The following is an 18,918-nucleotide window of genomic DNA, read 5'->3' as shown; positions in this document are numbered from 1 at the left end:
TCAAGAGATAGTGAACATCTGAAATTCCGATAAAGGCTGCCAATCCCCGCAGCCTCTTCATTTTTTCTCCCCTTTCCATCTAACAACCGTAGCGGCCCAGGTATAACCGGTTCCTGCACTGACTGTAACCGCAATATCACCAGGGTTTAGCAGTCCCTGCTCCTGGGCGAAATGCAATCCAACGCAAGGATCCAGTGCGGACATGTGGCCGTGATGATCCAGGTAAATGGCTTTATCGGCAGTAAGTTCCAGTGATTGTAAGAGTTCATTGAACATTGAACGTTTCGTATGGAGTGGCAGCAGGAGTTTAATATCATGAGGTGTATATCCGCTCTTATGAAGTGCATTTCTGACAACCTGTTCGAAGTTTTTGATGGATACTGGATCCAGTCTTTCTTTCATGGATTTCGGGTCTTTCACATCAATGTAATGCATGTTCGCTTCAACACTTGCAACGCTCGGAAAATGTGCTGAGCCTCCGGCAGGTACCCTTACATCATCATGAAAGGACCCGTCTGTCAGGATGGCACTTTCCAGTATGTCACACTGTGAAGAATTTCTGGTTACCAGTGCAGCAGTCCCTCCATCTGCAAAGTTAAACATGAAACGTGACCTCGGATTATCATAATCGACGATTTGTGATTCCTTACACCCTCCCGCAAGCAGGATGTTTTGGATAGATGGATCAGCAGTAATTATATCTTTTGCCACCTTTAATGCAATCGGAAAACAGGAACTGACATTCATGATTTCAAAGGCATAGGCATTTTTCGCCCCTAATTCATGCTGGATTTTCGGGGCACTTGACCAAACGTAATAATCCTTATGGGGGCTGCCAAAATAAATCACCACATCTATGGATAAGGGATCAACATGGCCCAGCGCCTGCCTGCCCGCCGCAATGGCCAGATCCGAGGCGTGCATCGTATGATCGGCAACATGCTTTTGATACAATCCAAACTTTTCGATAATCACTGCTTCCGGGATACCAGTCTTAATTGCCAAATCGGCCGCATTTTCTATCCCGGGAGGAAAATAGACTCCCGTCGTTTCAATTCCGATCCCCATTAAATAACCCCTCCATCCTCAGGTACCATCATCTTGGCGGTTCCCGTTAATACTAGTTTTTCATTCTGGTTAAAACACTCTGTTAGCAGCGTCAGGATTCTTTTATCATGATCAATCTCTTGTATCGTCGCTTTGGCTGTTATCGTATCTCCTATAAAAACAGGTGCTTTGAAGCGGATGTTTTGTTCTAAATAAATCGATCCTTGCCCTGGCAGATGGACACCCAAAAGCTGTGATAATAAGCTCGAGGTTAGCAATCCATGTGCAATCCGCTGTTTGAACCTCGTTTTTTTGGCATATTCAGCATCTATATGGATCGGATTAAAGTCACCGCTTATCCCCGCAAACAGCACAAAGTCTGTCTCTGTTATCGTTTTGCTGCAGCTCGCTTGCTGGCCTATTGTATAATGAATCATCCCTTTACCTACTTCCGATTAATTGGTTTTTTTGTATTTTTCCAGTGGCATTCTTCGGCAACTCTTCCATAAACGTAACTTTTTTAGGGATTTTATATTTTGCTAGATATCCCTGGCAGTACTGAAGTACCTCTCCTTCTGATAAAGCGCTTTCACTTTTCTTTACAACGAAAGCTTCCGGAACTTCCCCCCAGAGCGGATCAGCTGTGCCGACAACTGCTACTTCCAACACATCTTCCAGCTGGCTGATGACTTGCTCCACCTCAAGGGGATAGATATTTTCCCCGCCGGAAATGATCATTTCTTTTTTTCTCCCCACAATGTAGAGAAACCCTTCTTCATCCTCTTTCGCCAGGTCTCCTGTTATGAGCCAGCCGTCTTTCAAGGCTTCCCTTGTTGCATCAGGCCGTTTCCAATATTCCTTCATAATATTTGGCCCCTTAACGATAAGCTCCCCAACTTCACCCTGATCGACCTTTCTTCCCTCAGAATCTACCAGATTGTATTCGGAATATAATACGGGCTTCCCTATGGATCCTCTTTTACGAGGTGCATCTTCTCTTGTAAGCATAAAAAGGGTAGGCGACGTTTCTGTCATCCCAAAGCCCTGACCAAATAAAAACCCTTTGTCATAAAAAGCTTCTATTAATTCACGCGGACATGGGGCTCCGCCATTGTAAAACCAACGGACAGAACGGAGGTCAGCATGTTGAAAAGAAGGACTACGGAGCAATGCTTGATGAATCGCAGGTACCCCCATCACAATGGTGACCTTATGCTGCTCCATCATATGGATGGCCTTCCCTGGCTCGAACTTGCCAGGAATGACGATTGTTCCGCCCGCAAATAAGGACGGGAAAGCAAATAGACCAATCCCTCCAATATGGAACAATGGCAGCAGAACAATACATCGGTCCTCCGAAGTAAGGTCGATGGCAAGCTTGTTATTGACGGCATTCCAAAACATATTCTTCTGTGTTAAAACAGCGCCTTTGGGCTTGCCGGTTGTACCCGAGGTGTAACAAATAATAAATGGAGCATGTTCGTCAATTTCGTCGTAATATGAGCTCCTGTTTGAAAATTCCTCTTCTCGGCCCAGCCCTTTTAAAAACCTCAGGTGTTCCAAACTGCTTTCCTTGATAAGTGAACCAGCAAACTCTTTATTTTCTTTTTCCGCAAAGATGACTTTCGATCCACTATCATTCAATTGAAAAATAAGTTCTTTTGCGGTTAGACGAATATTCAAAGGTACTGCTATGCACTCCAGCTTTGCTATGGCAAAAAGGAGGACTATGTATTCCATCCGATTATGCGATAAGATGGCAATTCGGTCTCCTTTTTCCACATGAAGATCTTCTCTCATCTTCAAAGCAACTGAATGAATCATTTGATTGAGCATTCTATAGGAAATCTTTTCTGTTTCCGTTATAACTGCTATCCGATCAGGGTTGGTATACGCCCATTTTTCTATCCAATAGGCTATCCCTTTCATCCAAACTCCTCCTTTACTTTTTTATCCCCTGGAAGATGAGAGTCATGGCGGATTCAAATACCTCTTCCGGAACATCTGTTTTTTCCCAATATACCCACCTCATCCCCAGAAACTGGCCGATGGACATTAAGCAGTACGCGATTGTCTCCTGTTCCAGCGGTTTGAATTCACCTGCCTCGATTCCTTGTGACAAGCTTTTATGAAATCCATTCGCAAGCTTTCCATAATACCATCTGAAAAGCTCTTGATCGACAACTACAGCTTGCTGAACAATACTATATAAATTCGGATGGTCTTTTACCCATGTAAAGAAAGCATAAAAGCCATTTCTCTGCGCCTCTTCATAGGTGATACTTCCTGCCATTCCCTCTTTTATGGCAATTCTTAAATTACGGCTATAAGTCCTTATTAATTCGTCAAAGATATCTTTCTTCGAAGGAAAATAATTATAAAACGTCCCCTGGGCAACTTTTGCTTCCTGTGAAATGTTCACAATAGAAGTTTCATAATATCCTTTTTTGCCAAAGACCTCCTCGGCTGCCTTCAACAGTTTGGCCCGAGTCTCCACCCCCCTCTGTGTTAGGACTTTTTCCTCAGTCACATCATTAACTGACATATGAATCACCTCTCAACTTAAGTATACGTAATTTTCTAATAATTACAACTATATTTTTAGAATTTTTCGGATTTAAAAGATGCGCCATAAAAAACACAAAAATGCCTGTTACATCCAAAGTTTGCCGGTTGGTGATAATGCGCAAACTTCGGATGGCTACAGGCATAAGTATTTTTCTAGATATTTAAATTTGATACTAGGCATATCCTCCTTCAATTTTTGCCGGGTAGTCACTATGAAATATGCTTCTATAAATCCAGTACTCGCATTATCGCTGCTCTTACCAGCATTAAATTTGTCATTATAATCCCAGTACTCGTATTATCCCTGGTCTTACCAGCATTAAATCGCGTCTAACCAGCATTATAGTGACCTTTACCAGCATTATATTAATATTTAATACTAGTACTCGTTTTATATTTATCATTTTTGTTCATTAAACTCGCCAAATGAGTTGAATCCGATTAAGACAGCGGGAAAAACAGTCCAGAATCAAAAAGAAGTGCCTAGTCACACCCCGAGTATTAATTTGTTTTGTTATTTTTTTTCAAGACCACACATCGCTTGTTTCTTCACTCACATGGGATGTACTGTAATCATTCTTTTAACTATAAGAATAAATTTAAAAACCGGGAATGCAACAAGCATTCCCGGTCGATTATGATATAACTTATATAGATTGCCTTACAGAGCTAAAATGTTTTTTTAACTTCTGTGAAATTTCTTGATTGTTCGCCTCAACCACTTCCAGATATTGGGGTTTATCAAACAATTCCTTAATCAGTTCAGGGTATGTCTGCACGATATCACAAAGAGCAATCGATTCATTGAATTTTGCGGGATGGGCCGTTGAGAGAGTCACACAAACCTCTCCGGCATCATTACAATGCTCAAACGCGGCAACTCCGCACGAAGTATGTGGATCAAGTAAATAATCATTTTCATCATAATACTTCTTAATGGTTTGCAGGCATTCGTCTCCTGCTACTCCATAGGCTGCAAAATCCTCGTTCACTTGACGGAGCTGTTCCTCATTTATCATGATTTTGCCTTCAGTCTTAAATTGATTCATGACATCAGAAACGGCTTTGGAATCTTCATGTAGCAAATAGTATAGATAGCGCTCGAAATTGCTCGCAACCTGAATATCCATCGAAGGGCTGTAGGTGCTGTGGAACTCACCTGGTTCGTAAATTCCCTCTTTGATAAAACGTTCCAGAATATTATTTTCATTGGTCGCTACAATCAATTTCCCAACTGGAAGGCCCATTTTTTTAGCTAAAAAGCCAGCGAAGATGTCTCCGAAATTTCCGGTCGGCACACTGAAGTTGACCGTTTTTGCCCCTGTTTCTCCCGCCACTTGAAAATAGGCATAAAAGTAATACACCGTTTGAGCTAAAATGCGGGCAAAGTTAATCGAATTGATCGCACGAAGATGGTATTTATTTTTGAATTCCAAATCGGAAAAGATTTCCTTGATGATTCTTTGACCATCGTCAAACGTTCCCTTAATCGCTAAATTTAAAACCGTCTCGTCGTTCACTGTCGTCATTTGCAGCTCTTGTACCTTGCTAACCTTTCCATGCGGATGCAAAATACAAATGCGAATCCCTTCTTTTCCTCTGACACCCTCAATCGCTGAAGCACCTGTATCTCCTGAAGTAGCACCAAGAATATTGATGGTTTCCCCTGTCTTCTTTGCGATATAAGAGTATAAGTTGCCTAAAAATTGCAGCGCAACATCCTTAAAAGCAAAGGTTGGACCATGAAAAAGCTCTAATACATACATATGATCCTTTACCTTTTTAACAGGAGTGACCTCTTGGTGGCGGAAGGTTGCATAGCTTTTTTGGATTAATTCCTTCAAATCCTTCTCGGGAATTTCACCATCTGTATAATAAGAAATAATTTCGTATGCCAATTCCTGATAGCTCAGTTTAGATAACGCCTGCAGCTTTTCTTCAGAAACTTGCGGGATTTTTTCCGGGACCAATAGCCCCCCGTCATTTGCCAGCCCCATCATGACCGAATCAATAAAGCCGATTTCTTTTGTATTTCCACGAGTGCTAATATACTTCATACTATCCTCCATATGTAAATAGATATAATTTTCTTACAGATTATTATTCTAACTATAATCCAGGATGGAATAGATGAAAAGAGTAAATTATATAAAAGCTTATGCCAGCCTATCATGAAATTTCCTGGGAAACAGCAAAATCTGACATTTTGCCACGAAAACTTGTAAGTTTATTATTACTACGGTCAATTATTTAACACGATAAAAAACAAGCACCCGACCAGGTGCTCATTACAATCGAATATTTAAAACTCATAAGATGGTTTTGGACTGTGATTCCTGACCTTATGCTCTGTTTTCACCACCACGTTCAGGAATTTCAGCATGGTGAACCTGTCTCTAAGGAGATGCGCCCCMTTTAGGCTCTCATAAACCAGGGCGTCGCTGATCCCGAGCTTCTCGTGGCTGGTTTCACCGCCAGCCTTTTCAATCAGGCCCCGCAAATAGCCAGGGGAGGGAATTTCCTCGAGGATCCTATTAATTTCTCCTTCGTATTCTTTGATTCTGTCAATTTGGCCGCCCTTTGATGCAGAGCTGTCCAGCAGCTTGCCAACTTCTCTCTTATAAATTTCCGCCAGGATCGGCATGGACACCCCTACCTTGGCTCCATGCAAAATCTGCGGCCGCCCTTCCCGCAAAAATTCCATTTCCCAATAATGGGACAAATGGTGTTCCCCTCCGGAAGCAGGGTGGGATTGGCCGAATAGGAGCATGGCCAATCCCGACAGAATAAGACCTTGAAATAAAATCCTGATGCCCTCTTCATCCCCCCGGGCAATCTCCTCTGAATGGCGGATGCAGGAATCCAGTGCTTCCCTTGTCAATTCCGCTACGACGGGGCAATAAGGCTCTTTGCCAATCAAATGGCCGAATTTCCAGTCAGCCAGAGAGGTGACTTTGGCGAGCATATCCCCAAAGCCTGCAGCACTCATGTTTTTGGGAGCATTTTTAATCACCTCTAGGTCGGCGAACACCGCAATCGGTGAGACGCTCTGAAAGGTTTTCTTTGTTCCCCGAACGATGATCGGGGCTCCCATGGAAGTGTACCCGTCGACGGAGGCTGCTGTAGGAACCGAGATAAAAGGCTTTCCGCTTTTATCGCTGCAAAAGCGCGTGATGTCATGAAGAGTGCCCGAGCCTGCGGCAATCAGGACATCGGCGTCCTTAGGAGTGTGGATCAGGGCCTGCACAAGGGAGGCCTCATCGGCCACCACGTCTCCGTTCTTGTCCCCTTCAATTAAACAGACCGAGCTCTCCAGTCCAGCTTCTTCCATCATAGTTTTAAGCTTTTTCCCAACTGCCTTGAAGGTTCGTTCATCTGCAATAATGACCGCTTTTCGAAAGGATCTTTCCTTAAGAAACGTAATACATTGAGGCAATGCCTCTGAACCAACAACGATCTCCTCAATCGGAATTGGAAAGTGCCTGTTTCCACAGTCGCAGCGTTTTGCTTTGGCAATAATCTCTTCAATATTCATACTCATTTGCAAAGCCCCTTCTCTTTCGGATTGGATAACGGATTTTAAGGGAGAGCGCTCCTTCTCAGCTAAACTCTCCCATTCGTTCTTGTCCTTGTCTAGCGTAAAGGAGCAAACTCCTTAACCTTGTCTAAAATATCGTCTATCTTCCCCACAACAGCATCATCAAGTTCGATGTTGACCGCTTGGACATTTTCCACAATCTGCTGCGGCCGGCTTGCTCCGATGATTGCCGAGCTGATTCCAGGATGGCGAAGGATCCAGGCGAGCGACAGCTGGCTTAAGGTCATGCCCAGTTCACCCGCCAATTCATTGAGCTGTTGAACACTTTGCAGGACATCATTTCTGAAATAACTATTTATAACCCCGTTTACAGAATCATTTGCGGCCCTGCTGCCGGCCGGCTTTTCTCCATTGGGCTTGTATTTCCCTGTCAATACTCCTTGCGCCAGCGGGGAAAATACAATTTGGCCAATGCCGTTCTCTGTACAAACAGGCAATACTTCCTGCTCAATGTACCTCTCCAACATATTATAAATAGGCTGGTTTGAAATAAGCGGCCGCAGCTGGTTGGCTCTCCCAACCTCAATGGCATTTTCGATCTGGTCTGCACTCCATTCACTGACCCCTGCATAGAGAATCTTCCCCTGCCTTACCAGGTCATCCAGTGCATAGAGCGTTTCCTCCACTGGTACTTCCGGGTCAAATCGGTGGCACTGATAAAGATCGATATACTCGACTCCAAGCCTTTTCAAGCTTGCATCGCATTGCTCAAAAATATGCTTCCGTGAAAGCCCCCGGTCGTTTGGGCCATCACCCATTGGAAAAAACACCTTAGTTGCCACCACATAACTGCTTCTGTGATAGTCCTTCAAAGCTTCTCCCAAAACTTCCTCCGCTTTTCCGCCTTCGTACGCATTGGCTGTGTCAAAAAAATTAATTCCCAGTTCATAGGCTTTATGGATGCATTCCAGCGCCGTTTCGTTGCCAACTGCCTTTCCATAGGTGAGCCAGCTGCCCAGCCCTATTTCACTGACCTTTAACCCGCTGTTCCCAAGGTTTCGGTATTTCATATGTAGAATCCCCCTTTATTTTTAACGGCTCTTGGCCTGGTTGTTTGCCTTATCATTATCCCCGGCCCCTGCGCGGCAGCCGATTAAGATGTGGGTTCCTCGCCCAGTCGCCTGGTTGCGAAAACCATAGCTAAAACGGAGCTCCTGTACTTTGGAACTCCGTTTTATCCTAAACTGCTTTAGTTTGTTATTTTTTACTATCAATAAAGAATGTTTCCGGAGGCATGATTAAAATCTTGTCTTCCAGTGCTGGATGTGATTTCAGATGATTCAATACGGCCTTCCTGTAGGCAGGATTGGATAATTCCAATTCTCCTTTTTTAATGGTGTGCGGCTCGCTTTTAAAAGATGTCTTAGGCCCCATCAACCTGGCAATTTCGCTGATGAAATTCCCGCCATTTTTTCCTTTTCCATAAGCAGGCTTCACATCATTGTAATCCAGAATGATTTCAGCCACTTTGGAGGCAGGGATTGGTTTAACCTGGATAGGATCAACGCCCAGGTAGCCCTCGGGATCGGACACAGCGTAGAAAGCGTCCTTCGGAGAGAAATCACTGTTCCACAGCAGCGGATTGTGGCCCCTTCTCCAGCTTTGGCTGTCGTTCAGACCCCAGAATGTAACGCGATCGATGCTAGCTGCGTAATTCTTATAGAGTCTTAAGTATTCGGCGAAAACCTCGGCCTGGATCACTTCAATCTCGGATCCGTTTGTGATCCCGCGATCAATCCAGTAATTTCTCTGTTCCTCTGTGCCTGCTCCACCGATGATATGTTCAATCCCGCGGTCTCTCAAATCCCTGTAACCTGCAAGGGAACTGCCAGTAGGCTCGGCGTTCCAAGGATACCAGGCGAACAAATCAAGCTCAGTTATCATCAGATCAACACCGGCGGATAGGAGATTAAGGATGCCGTTTTCCACTTTGGAAGGCGGGGTATCCATAATGTAGTTGTGGGACTGCATGCCCACACCCTCGATTAACTGCCGAGGATCTTCTGGATGCTCCTTCTTGTACCGCGCGTTGAGTTCTTTCACCATCATTGCGGCAACCTTCGACTTGCCATCTTCGTACATATTAAAATCGTTGTAGAATAACTTGGCGTCCGTATATTGACGGGCAAAGACAAAAGCATCATAAATAAAGTCGCTTGGGTCTTGTCCTTCTGCCATACCGTTGCTGTATGACTTATACCAGCCGCTCTGGTTTCCTCTGCGAAGATAATCTTTCCAATTTGCGCCCTCAGGAATGCTTGGCAATTCATCAATGAATGCCTCATTGACAACGTCCCAAGTGGTGACGACACCAGGATACTGGGTGTCAAAGTGCTGTACTACGGTTTTGATATAGAGCTCCATGTTTTCTCTGGCCTGTGCTCTTGTGTAGTTGCCTCTAGTACCGCCGTTGAGCCAGCTCGGAGACTGGCTGTGCCACACCAGCACGTGTCCATGCACCTTCTTGCCGCTTTTTTGTGCTTCTCTTACTAACTGGTCAGAGGCGTGGTTCGATCCCTGGCCAATATTAAAAGTACCCTTCTGTCCAGCGTTTCCAGAGGAAAGGCTTTCAGGCTTCATGTTATTCTCTGCGGTGAGGATGTTGAAATGGCTAGATGTCAACAAGCCGCGAGTATTACCTGGATCCAGGTTGCCTGCTCCGCTATAAATGTTGCCCATTTCGAAGTAATCCTCATAGGTTTTCCACAGTGACTCAGAACCGTTTGCGACTCTCAGGGCTGCGATACGGTTGTTTAAAGCATTGATTGCCTCTGTGATTTCGTCTTGGGAGACGTTTTGATTCTCAACTAAACCCTTTACTTTATCGTATTCCATTTTGGCCAGCCGATAGGTCGCTGGGGTATACACATTCTCATCAAGACCCTCAAACTTATCCAAAGCACTCTGCAGAGCCGTACCATCGGTGTTAGCCAAGGCCGGCATCGTAAAAGCCCCTGCCAGAAGAGCAAACACCATACAAATAGACAATAGCTTTTTCATCTTTTTCATGAGTTTTTTGTCCTTTCTTTTAACATAAATTCTTTAGAGTCTGGTAATATAAGTTCGTTCATCGGACGAACAAAGTGTATAGACTATAGCGCTTTCATTAAATGCCTCCTTCCTTTCCAAAAATAATCTCGCAAGTTAATTGTACAGAAATTACTGCCAAACTAAAACAGTGAATATTCGTGTTTTTTTGACAAAAAGCCGCCACTTAGGAAATCCGTATCATATTTCTTTTAAAAAGCAATCAATTTGGATTAGTTAACCTGAAGAAAATCCCGAATACTGTCTACTAATATTTTATTCAATCAAGATAATAGGTGGTTAGACCTACGAGTTGTTACATCATTGAAGATAAAATTAGAAATGGTGTTTTTATAAAAAATTACATTCCCTTTACGCTGCCTTAAGAAAGTATGGATGTTCTTCTAATAAAATGGAAATAAGCAAGCATTACTTTCGGGAGGGATTGAATGAAACTCACTGTGTCTGGAACTGGGTATGCAGGATTGGTAAATGGAGTTTGCCTTGAGGAAATGGGAAACAAAGTCGTTTGCGGGAAAATCATCCCGCGCTTAAAACCTCCCCCCTGTACGTGCATAAGCCAATAGAGTTTGCATTTTCCAGAAGTCGCTCTGTTCCCTTTCCATTTTGGAGGTCCACACGTTTGGCTTTAGATACTAGGCATGTCCTACTTCAATTTTTGCCGGGAGGTCACTATGAAAATTGCTATTTTTACAGACACCTATTATCCGGATATGAATGGAGTTGCACGCACACTTAAGCGCCTTGCCGATTATTTGGCGGAACATCATATTTCCTGCAAAATCTTTGCTCCAAAGACACCATCTGATTATGTGGCGGACAATCTTCATCAGTTCACCAGCCTTTCCTTGTTTCTTTATCCGGAGTGCCGGCTGGCGTTTCCCAATCTCAACCAGGTAAAAGCAGAACTCGAAAGTTTTGCACCCGACTTGATCCATGTTGCCACACCATTCAATATTGGGTTTTGCGGCTCTTATTTTGCCAAGAAAATGAATATCCCCTTGGTTGGTTCGTATCATACCGACTTTGATCAGTATTTAAAGTATTACAACCTTCCCTTTCTATCCAAGTATTTATGGAGGTATATGACCTGGTTCCACTCGCCCTTTCAGAAACTATATGTCCCTTCAATGGAAACACTAACCCAGCTGCAGCAGCGCGGTTTCTCAAACCTGGAACTGTGGGGGCGGGGGGTTGATTGCAGCCTCTTCCACCCGAACTATAATAAACTGTCCGGCCGTATGCGGTATAACGCGGGGAATAAATTGCTTTTTACGTATGCCGGCCGGCTGGCACCTGAGAAGGATCTCAACACCCTGATGAATGTGGCAGCCAGCTTGCCGGAGGGCATGAAGGAGCAGATCCAGTGGATCATCGTGGGCGACGGCCCCCAGCGGGAAGAACTGGAAGCACAAGCTCCCGGGAATATGGTTTTTACCGGCTACTTAAAAGGGGAAAAGCTGGCTGAGGTCTATTCCATTTCAGATGTCTTTGTTTTCCCCTCCCCGACTGAAACGTTCGGAAATGTCGTCCTCGAGGCTATGGCAAGCGGGACACCTGTTGTGGGCGCAAATTCAGGAGGCGTGAAACACCTCGTCAAGGACGGAGTAACCGGATTTTTATGCGAGCCCGGCAATCCTGAAAGTTTCAAAGAAGCACTGCTCAAACTAATGAATAACCCTTCCCTTCTTCACACGATGGGACGTGAGGGAAGAAACTATGCCCTTACACAAAAATGGGACACGATCCTGGAGTCACTTGTCCTGTCCTATCGGGGTGTGACTGAAGCTGGAGAGGAAGTAAAGTATGCTTAGGATTTAAAAAGTGCTATTGTCACAATCTAAGGGTTGTGTGTCAGGCACCGGTATGATTGATTAAATTTGCTTCTTTAATCCCAGTACTCGCATTATCTCTGCTCTTACCAGCATTAAATTTGTCGCTATAAACCCAGTACTAGTATTATCCTTGCTCTTACCAGCATTATAGTGACACTTACCAGCATTATATTTTTATTTAATACTCGTACTGGAATTATATTTACTCATTTTTAACCAAAAGAATGAAGATAGAGAAAAAAACAATCGAATGCGTTAATTTTGCCTGTCACAACCAGAGATTTATAGTGTATTCGACACATCTCGGTGTGTGACAGGCACCATTATTTTCTACTTGTGAACCATTGTCCTATCGGTTCCCCCAGTATCCCTTCTTGCAAATCAAAAACCAAATGTCCGCGTACAAATGTTTTCGTCACTCGGCAATCAATTTTACGGCCAATATAAGGGCTATGCTTATGGCGATAGTATAAATGTTCTGCAGATACTTCATAAGACTGATTCGGGTCAATTAAGATGATGTCGGCATCCTTGGATACAGCGATTTCTCCTTTTGTCTTGAGATTGAATCTCTCTGCCGGGTTGGTTGCAATCATACGAACAAACTCAGTCACCGGGACATCGCGCTTTTTAACCGCCTCGTCAAACATGAGATCGACATTGTTTTGGCAGCCGGTTATCCCTCCCCAAACTTCAAACAGATTATTCGTTTCGCTATCCTTCATTTCAGGTGGACACGGAGAATGATCGGAAGTTAACATATCAATCTTTCCTTGCTTTAATACATCCCAAAGCCTTTCCTGTTCAGTTGCACTCCGCAAGGGAGGAGCACATTTAGCAACGGGTCCTATCTCTTCAAATTCGTTTACTGTCATGGTTAGGTAATGCGGGCATGTCTCAAGGGTAACATCTTGTCCCTCTTGGCAAGCCTTAATAATTTCCTCAACCGCTTCTGCGCTGCTAATGTGGACGAAATGGACTTTGCATCCTGTTTCTTTTGCAAAGAAGAGCGAACGCTTGACTGCTTCCACTTCTGCGACGATTGGGCGGGATTCAACATAATCCCTTGCGGTTAGCTTTCCTTCCTTGACTTTCTTTTCAGCCAAACGATCCGTGATGGCCGAATTTTCAGCATGGATAAGTAATATACGGCCTAATTTGGCAAGTTTTTTCATTCCGGTATATAAGGTGTAATCGTCCACATTATTAAAATCATTAGGTATGTCACTTCCGCAAGTAGATAAAAAGCATTTGTAGGCAACTACTCCACCTTCTGAGAGTTCTTGTAGTTTTTCAAGGTTTCCGTTAATTAATCCACCAAATAAAGCGTAATCAACATAATTATTGCCTTCTGCCGCTTTTATTTTTAACTTTAATGCTTCCTTAGTGGTTGTGGCTGGCAGTGCATTTAACGGCATGTCTATATACATCGTTGTACCACCTGCAGCCAAGGCTTTTGATCCTGTGATAAAACCTTCCCACTCCGTTCGTCCTGGCTCACAAATATGAACATGCGAATCAATCATCCCAGGCATAACATATTGACCTTCAGCTTCTACAACTTGTTTGCTATCTGCTTCAATGGTTTCCCCAATGACGGAAATTTTCCCGTTGCTAATCGCAATATCTACTTTTCTGACCCCATCGCGAAAAACAACTTCTCCACCTTTGATAATAAGATCATACTTCAAAACGACGCCTCCTCTATTAAATACTTTTCTTAACTATTTAAAGGGAAATACGGTCGGTCGAGTACTTAGCCAACATGTTAAAAACCAATGGCATGACTTTCATAATTAAGAAACCTAACGAATAGGAACCCAGTAAATTGCTCACTGGGTTCCTATTCCATTCATTCTATCAATCTCTCTTCGATATAATATGGGAGGCATAATCAAATGGCCTGGAATCAATGATTTCATCATATTTCAATGGTCGGTTAAGTAATCCTGCATCTGTAATGATTCCCTGCCAACGGGACAGTTCATTTTCCTTAATTCGAACATTTTCATCCCACATTCCATATTCCCTGAAAGAGCTAATAAGCCCGATAACCACATTCTTGTCAATATTGGGCCAGTATTTTTCAACCACATCTTGAGCTTCAGTAGCATCATGCTCACGTATCCAAGTTGTTGCACGCTGTAATGCCGCTGTAAATCGACCAGCCAAATGGTCTTCATGTTCAAGGACACTAGCTGGGGAGTAATATACACTCCAAGGAACAGCTCCTCCATATTCTGCGAGGCTTCCAGCTAAATATCCCTTCCCTTCCATTACTAATGTTGAGGCAGTAAGTGGGTCAACGACGATCATATCACCCCATCCACCTGCGAAACATTCGGCTATCATAGGAGTAGCAAAATCGTGGACAAAGCAGCTCTTTGATAAATCATAACCAGCTTCCTTAAGACAGCCTTCTAAAAAAAGGAATGGGCTCGCACCATTGCCACCTGAAACAATAACAATCTTATCCTCCAGAATACTCCAGCTGAATTTTTCTATCGGAGTACGCGAGACCAATACCATGGGGCAGCGGGCTGAAACTTGGGCAAATGCGTAATAATCCTTTACATGATTCTTATATATCGATGGTACCCAAATTCCACCTAGTGCGGCTTGAGCTACCCCTGAGTCAATATCCTTCAGTACCCTTGGCCACGGCTGAGGCACTTCCGCAGTAACATCCAGATCAACATCAGCGTAATATCCTAAATCTCTTGCCAAGTATTCTGGAAAATAGTTAACAGAATGGCCTGTGGCTGAAATATGAAATCGATCCATATAAATCCTCCTAATATGAAACATTAAAATATATATGTTATCTAAACTATGGTGATAAAACTTTTACTGAACCACTTCTGCCTGCTAGCTTTTCAAATTATATGCCTGTTTTAAGGTTTGGCCCCCCATTATTCTTGCCCCTGATAAAGACAAGGTAGGCAAGAACGGCAGCAGTCAAAACAAATGCCATACCAATACCGACGGTTCCCCAGAAGCTAACGAATATAAAGGCTGGGAGAATAGGAGTCAATAAGTTGTTCCACCAAAACAGAGCATTATACACACCATGGCAATCAGGTACTACTGACTCAGATTTGGGATCAATAGCCCTTACAAGTGCAAATCCATTGGGCGTACTTCCTGTGCAGGTACCAATAACCATTACACATTTTTCAAACCACTGCTCCGTTTGGGTTTTTCTAAAGAACCAAATACAGAAAAAGATAGTAAGGACACTCATTATTACAATATAGAGAATAATTGGAATCCCATACTTAGAAATAATGTCCAATGGCAGGGTCGCAATCGCAGTAAGAATAAGCATATCAAGAGCAAATCCACAAATTTGGTTAAATATCTTTCTATCAAAATAAGAATCTTTCTTTAAACGAGTTATTATTGGCCAAATAATTAACCCCCCAATCATTCCGTAAAGCATGGGGTTAATTACTTTTAAAACAGGTGCCCAGATAACTAATACTCTAAATATCCCATCACCAAGAGCGTAAGCCACTGCAATTAGAGCTAAATGAAGAGCTAATGGATTTATACTAATAGAAGAAGTGGTTACCTCCCCAATGGACTCTCTTTCTTCTACTGGCATTGGGCCTTTATAGAACCATTCAGGTTGTTTTTGCGGCTCTTTAACAAAAGTAGCCCACCCCTTTCTCACTCCATAGTTGACTACAAACATTCCCGCCGTCATAGAAACAATTACACCAGCTGTGGCCAATACCATACCGATAGCTATTGTCCCGTGGCTACCTAAGTCCTCCAAAACCGTACCAGCTGCAGCAACGTTCCCATGGCTGCCGAAATAAGCAAACACACCTAATATCCCCCAACCATATGGCATTCCGGTCCAAATACTTGCTAGTAATTCTGCTAATAGAATTCCCACCACCATCTGAGCGCCATAAAGGAATACATTGGCAAATGTATAGTCAAGGTAGGATTTGACCCTATTGATTGTCACAACGACACCTAGTACTACAGTGGCCATAATGATTCGCATCAGGATGCTTGCATATTCTCCAAATGTCGAAGGAATTTCAACGACTCCTAAAACCTGCTGCCCCATAATCAAAGCAAGGGCCCCACCAATAATACAGGAAGGTATAAAAAATCTCTGAAGAGGTTTAACAAATTCACGAATGACAAATCCCGCAGCCAAGAATAAGCCAAATATTATAAGATCGCTATAAACATCAGCTAATGTCATTTTAAAAACCACCTTTGTATTTTGGATGTAATTCCCGATTGGGTTGAGATATTCAAATTGAATAGTTACTTTCGAAGCAAATCATAGAGAGTAAGTGCAACAATTTTCGTTGCTTTCAGTAAATCTTCAATCCTTACATGCTCATCAGCCCGGTGGCCATTGGCTTCCAGTAAATTGCGGGGACCAACACCGAAAAGAACGACAGGAATACCGGATTCTGCAAAATGTCTCGCATCCGTATAGAGAGGAACCCCGTGAATTTCCAGTTCATCTTCCATAAGCTCCTTCCAGTTAGCGGAGAGTTTCTGGATTAGCGGTGAATCCTCGGGCGCAGGTTTAAAACTTTTCACCAACAGAATACGTTTAAACTCCACCTTAATCCCATCGTATTTTTTGATTGCCCCTTCTATCAATTGTCGAATTTCCGTTTCCACCTTCTCCCCGTCTTCTTCCGGAATTAATCGGCGATCGATGCGTATCATACATTCATCCGGAACAACGTTCGTATTAATTCCTCCTGAAATTAATCCAACGACCATACTTGGTGAATCAATCCCAGGAACGTTAGAATGAATGTCATCCAATGAATGGCGGTACTTGTATAGTGCTTGCAGCACGCCCGTCATGGCTTCAATTGCATCATGTCCTGTATAAGGTGCAGCTGCATGGGCGGACTTCCCTTTAAGCTTGATTTCAAGATGAAGACAACCGTTATGGGAACTAACAATCGAATAGGTGAACCCAGCTGATATGGCCATATCCGGGTGAATATACCCCTTTTCAATCATCACCTTGGGTCCGATATTTCCACCTGTCTCTTCATCGAAGTTAAAGGCCAGCGAAACTTTACCCGATAATTGTTCCGCAACTTGGCGCAATGCCATGGCGGCGAAGGTATACGCTGCAATATCCGATTTTGATACTGCCGCCCCTCGCCCATATAGTTTCCCATCTACAATCTGTCCACCGTAAGGATCATATGTCCATCCTAGTCCCGGTGCCACCACATCCCCGTGAGCATTAAGTGCAACCTCTGGCCCTTTTCCATCACCGAAAATTGACGTGGATACGACGTTGGCAACTCTAATCATCCCGTTTGCCTTTACTTCTTCCGAATCTATCTCTAATAACGCTGCATCATCAAATTGAAAATCACGCAGGCGCTTTTGAAGGTGAACGGCAATTTCGTGACAGTCTCCCGGAGGATTGTCAGATGGAATCGATACAAGCTCCTGCAGGAAACTGATGAGCGATTCACTGTTCGATTCTATCCATCGCAAAATATCTTGTTTGGCCTGCGTCACTTCATTTTTAATTGTTGACAATTATATACCTCCACCCACTATTTATCTGCTTTAGCCATTTTTAATACCACACCTAATAAAACAACAGCACCCTTTTTCATGTCCTCTATCGCCACTAATTCATCCGGATGATGACTAATCCCTCCTCTGCACCTAACAAAGATCATCCCTATGTCTGTATTTGCGGCCAAGGCCATCGCATCATGGCCCGCGCCACTTACCAGTTGAACCGACTTCATTCCGTGCTCTTCAAGAGCGGTCTCAATGACATCGATCATTCGGCTTGAACAGAGAACAGCGGGGGATTCCATCACTTTTTCAAAGCCACAGATTAAGCCTTTGCGCTCACAAATGCGGTGGGACTCTATCATAATGCGTTGAAGAGCTTCCCTTTTCCTATTGCTATCAATCGATCTGATATCCAATGTACCTTCCACAAATCCTGGAATCACATTGCTTGCTCCTGGTTTTACGAACAACTTGCCTACCGTTGCGACTAGCTCATATTCAAGGGCGATTCTTTCAATAGCCTGAATCATTTTGGCTGCTCCTACAAGGGCATCTTTTCGCATGGATACCGGTACAGTCCCGGCATGACCCGCCAAACCTTTAATTTGAAATAGATATCTCGATTGACCTGCAATTCCACTCACCGCTCCACAGGCTTGATTCATTTGTTCGAGCACAGGACCTTGTTCAATATGCAATTCTATATAACCTAATAGAGATTGAGGATCTCGTACAGCCCTCCTATAAATGGAAGGATTTAGCCCATGGTTTTTCATTGCGTCCGCAACTGAAATACCGTTTTCATCCTTTGTTTCCAAGTCTTTATTGCACAAACTTCCTGATATTGCCCTGCTCCCAAGCAACGTAGTATGGAACCTTGCCCCCTCTTCATCACAAAATCCAATGACCTCAATTGGGTAATATGGTTTAATGTTACATTCAAACATTGCCTGGATCACTTCAATACCAGCAATTACACCAAGAATACCATCGTATTTTCCCGCCTCGACAACCGAATCAAGATGGGAGCCAATTAGAAGTGCTGGTCCTTCGCTCTCGATTCCCTCGTATCTCCCGATCAGGTTTCCCATTTCATCTCTTCGAACGATCATCCCAGCTTCGCGCATCCACCGGGAAACTAATTCTTCAGCGAATTCCATTTCCTTTGTATAAGATAAGCGGGTTACACCTGAGCCAGGTAAACTACAGCAGGCTAACTTCTCAATCCGATCCGACATGCGTGTTTCGCTTACCTTTTGATAGGGTGTTTGCATGGTTCTGTCC

Annotated in this window: 14 protein-coding genes; 1 reads left to right on the top strand and 13 read right to left on the bottom strand. The window is 43.6% G+C overall.

Annotated elements, in window-relative coordinates; translation table 11 throughout:
• Positions 1-57: 57 nt before the first annotated feature.
• From ADU22_RS13385 to ADU22_RS13350, 8 genes are all read right to left on the bottom strand, one after another.
• Positions 58-1,068, bottom strand: a complete 1,011-nt coding sequence (locus tag ADU22_RS13385; RefSeq protein WP_053362600.1) for a 3-oxoacyl-ACP synthase — start codon at positions 1,066-1,068, stop codon at positions 58-60.
• Positions 1,068-1,484 (bottom strand): MaoC family dehydratase, encoded by a 417-nt coding sequence (locus tag ADU22_RS13380; RefSeq protein ID WP_053362599.1) that lies wholly within the window; start codon positions 1,482-1,484, stop codon positions 1,068-1,070. The genes ADU22_RS13385 and ADU22_RS13380 overlap by 1 nt, the downstream gene beginning before the upstream one ends.
• A 4-nt stretch (positions 1,485-1,488) precedes the next feature.
• A complete protein-coding gene (locus ADU22_RS13375; RefSeq protein ID WP_053362598.1) occupies positions 1,489-2,976 on the bottom strand; it encodes an o-succinylbenzoate--CoA ligase in 1,488 nt (495 codons plus the stop codon).
• A 13-nt stretch (positions 2,977-2,989) separates the two neighbouring features.
• The gene (locus ADU22_RS13370) at positions 2,990-3,592 is read right to left on the bottom strand and encodes a TetR/AcrR family transcriptional regulator (protein ID WP_053362597.1); all 603 of its coding nucleotides are present in this window, start codon (positions 3,590-3,592) and stop codon (positions 2,990-2,992) included.
• Between the two features lie 670 nt (positions 3,593-4,262).
• Positions 4,263-5,672, bottom strand: a complete 1,410-nt coding sequence (gene thrC, locus ADU22_RS13365) for a threonine synthase (protein WP_053362596.1) — start codon at positions 5,670-5,672, stop codon at positions 4,263-4,265.
• 245 nt (positions 5,673-5,917) lie between these two features.
• Positions 5,918-7,156 carry a sn-glycerol-1-phosphate dehydrogenase gene (locus tag ADU22_RS13360; RefSeq protein ID WP_069187986.1) on the bottom strand — a complete coding sequence of 413 codons (1,239 nt, stop codon included), beginning with the start codon at positions 7,154-7,156 and terminating at the stop codon, positions 5,918-5,920.
• Positions 7,157-7,248: 92 nt separating this feature from the next.
• Positions 7,249-8,223 carry an aldo/keto reductase family protein gene (locus ADU22_RS13355; RefSeq protein WP_053362595.1) on the bottom strand — a complete coding sequence of 325 codons (975 nt, stop codon included), beginning with the start codon at positions 8,221-8,223 and terminating at the stop codon, positions 7,249-7,251.
• 187 nt (positions 8,224-8,410) lie between these two features.
• On the bottom strand, positions 8,411-10,156 hold the full coding sequence (locus ADU22_RS13350) for an endo-1,4-beta-xylanase (RefSeq protein WP_053362594.1): 1,746 nt from the start codon (positions 10,154-10,156) through the stop codon (positions 8,411-8,413).
• 779 nt (positions 10,157-10,935) lie between these two features.
• Between ADU22_RS13350 and ADU22_RS13345 the strand changes: the two genes are divergently transcribed.
• Positions 10,936-12,075: a glycosyltransferase family 4 protein gene (locus ADU22_RS13345; RefSeq protein ID WP_053362593.1), complete on the top strand. Its 1,140-nt coding sequence runs from the start codon at positions 10,936-10,938 to the stop codon at positions 12,073-12,075.
• A 344-nt stretch (positions 12,076-12,419) separates the two neighbouring features.
• Here ADU22_RS13345 and allB read toward each other — a convergent pair whose 3' ends face one another.
• From allB to ADU22_RS13320, 5 genes are all read right to left on the bottom strand, one after another.
• Positions 12,420-13,787 carry an allantoinase AllB gene (gene allB / locus ADU22_RS13340; RefSeq protein ID WP_053362592.1) on the bottom strand — a complete coding sequence of 456 codons (1,368 nt, stop codon included), beginning with the start codon at positions 13,785-13,787 and terminating at the stop codon, positions 12,420-12,422.
• A 169-nt stretch (positions 13,788-13,956) separates the two neighbouring features.
• The gene (locus ADU22_RS13335; RefSeq protein WP_053362591.1) at positions 13,957-14,880 is read right to left on the bottom strand and encodes an ABC transporter substrate-binding protein; all 924 of its coding nucleotides are present in this window, start codon (positions 14,878-14,880) and stop codon (positions 13,957-13,959) included.
• Between the two features lie 97 nt (positions 14,881-14,977).
• Positions 14,978-16,321 (bottom strand): sodium/glutamate symporter, encoded by a 1,344-nt coding sequence (locus ADU22_RS13330; RefSeq protein ID WP_053362590.1) that lies wholly within the window; start codon positions 16,319-16,321, stop codon positions 14,978-14,980.
• A 65-nt stretch (positions 16,322-16,386) separates the two neighbouring features.
• A complete protein-coding gene (locus ADU22_RS13325; RefSeq protein ID WP_053362589.1) occupies positions 16,387-17,646 on the bottom strand; it encodes an ArgE/DapE family deacylase in 1,260 nt (419 codons plus the stop codon).
• A 17-nt stretch (positions 17,647-17,663) separates the two neighbouring features.
• Positions 17,664-18,908 carry an allantoate amidohydrolase gene (locus ADU22_RS13320; protein WP_053362588.1) on the bottom strand — a complete coding sequence of 415 codons (1,245 nt, stop codon included), beginning with the start codon at positions 18,906-18,908 and terminating at the stop codon, positions 17,664-17,666.
• Between the last annotated feature and the right edge of the window lie 10 nt (positions 18,909-18,918).

This window comes from Bacillus sp. FJAT-27251 (assembly GCF_001273925.1).
In the GTDB taxonomy this organism is placed as follows: domain Bacteria; phylum Bacillota; class Bacilli; order Bacillales; family Cytobacillaceae; genus Mesobacillus_B.
This window is presented reverse-complemented; position numbering and strand designations above follow the sequence as displayed.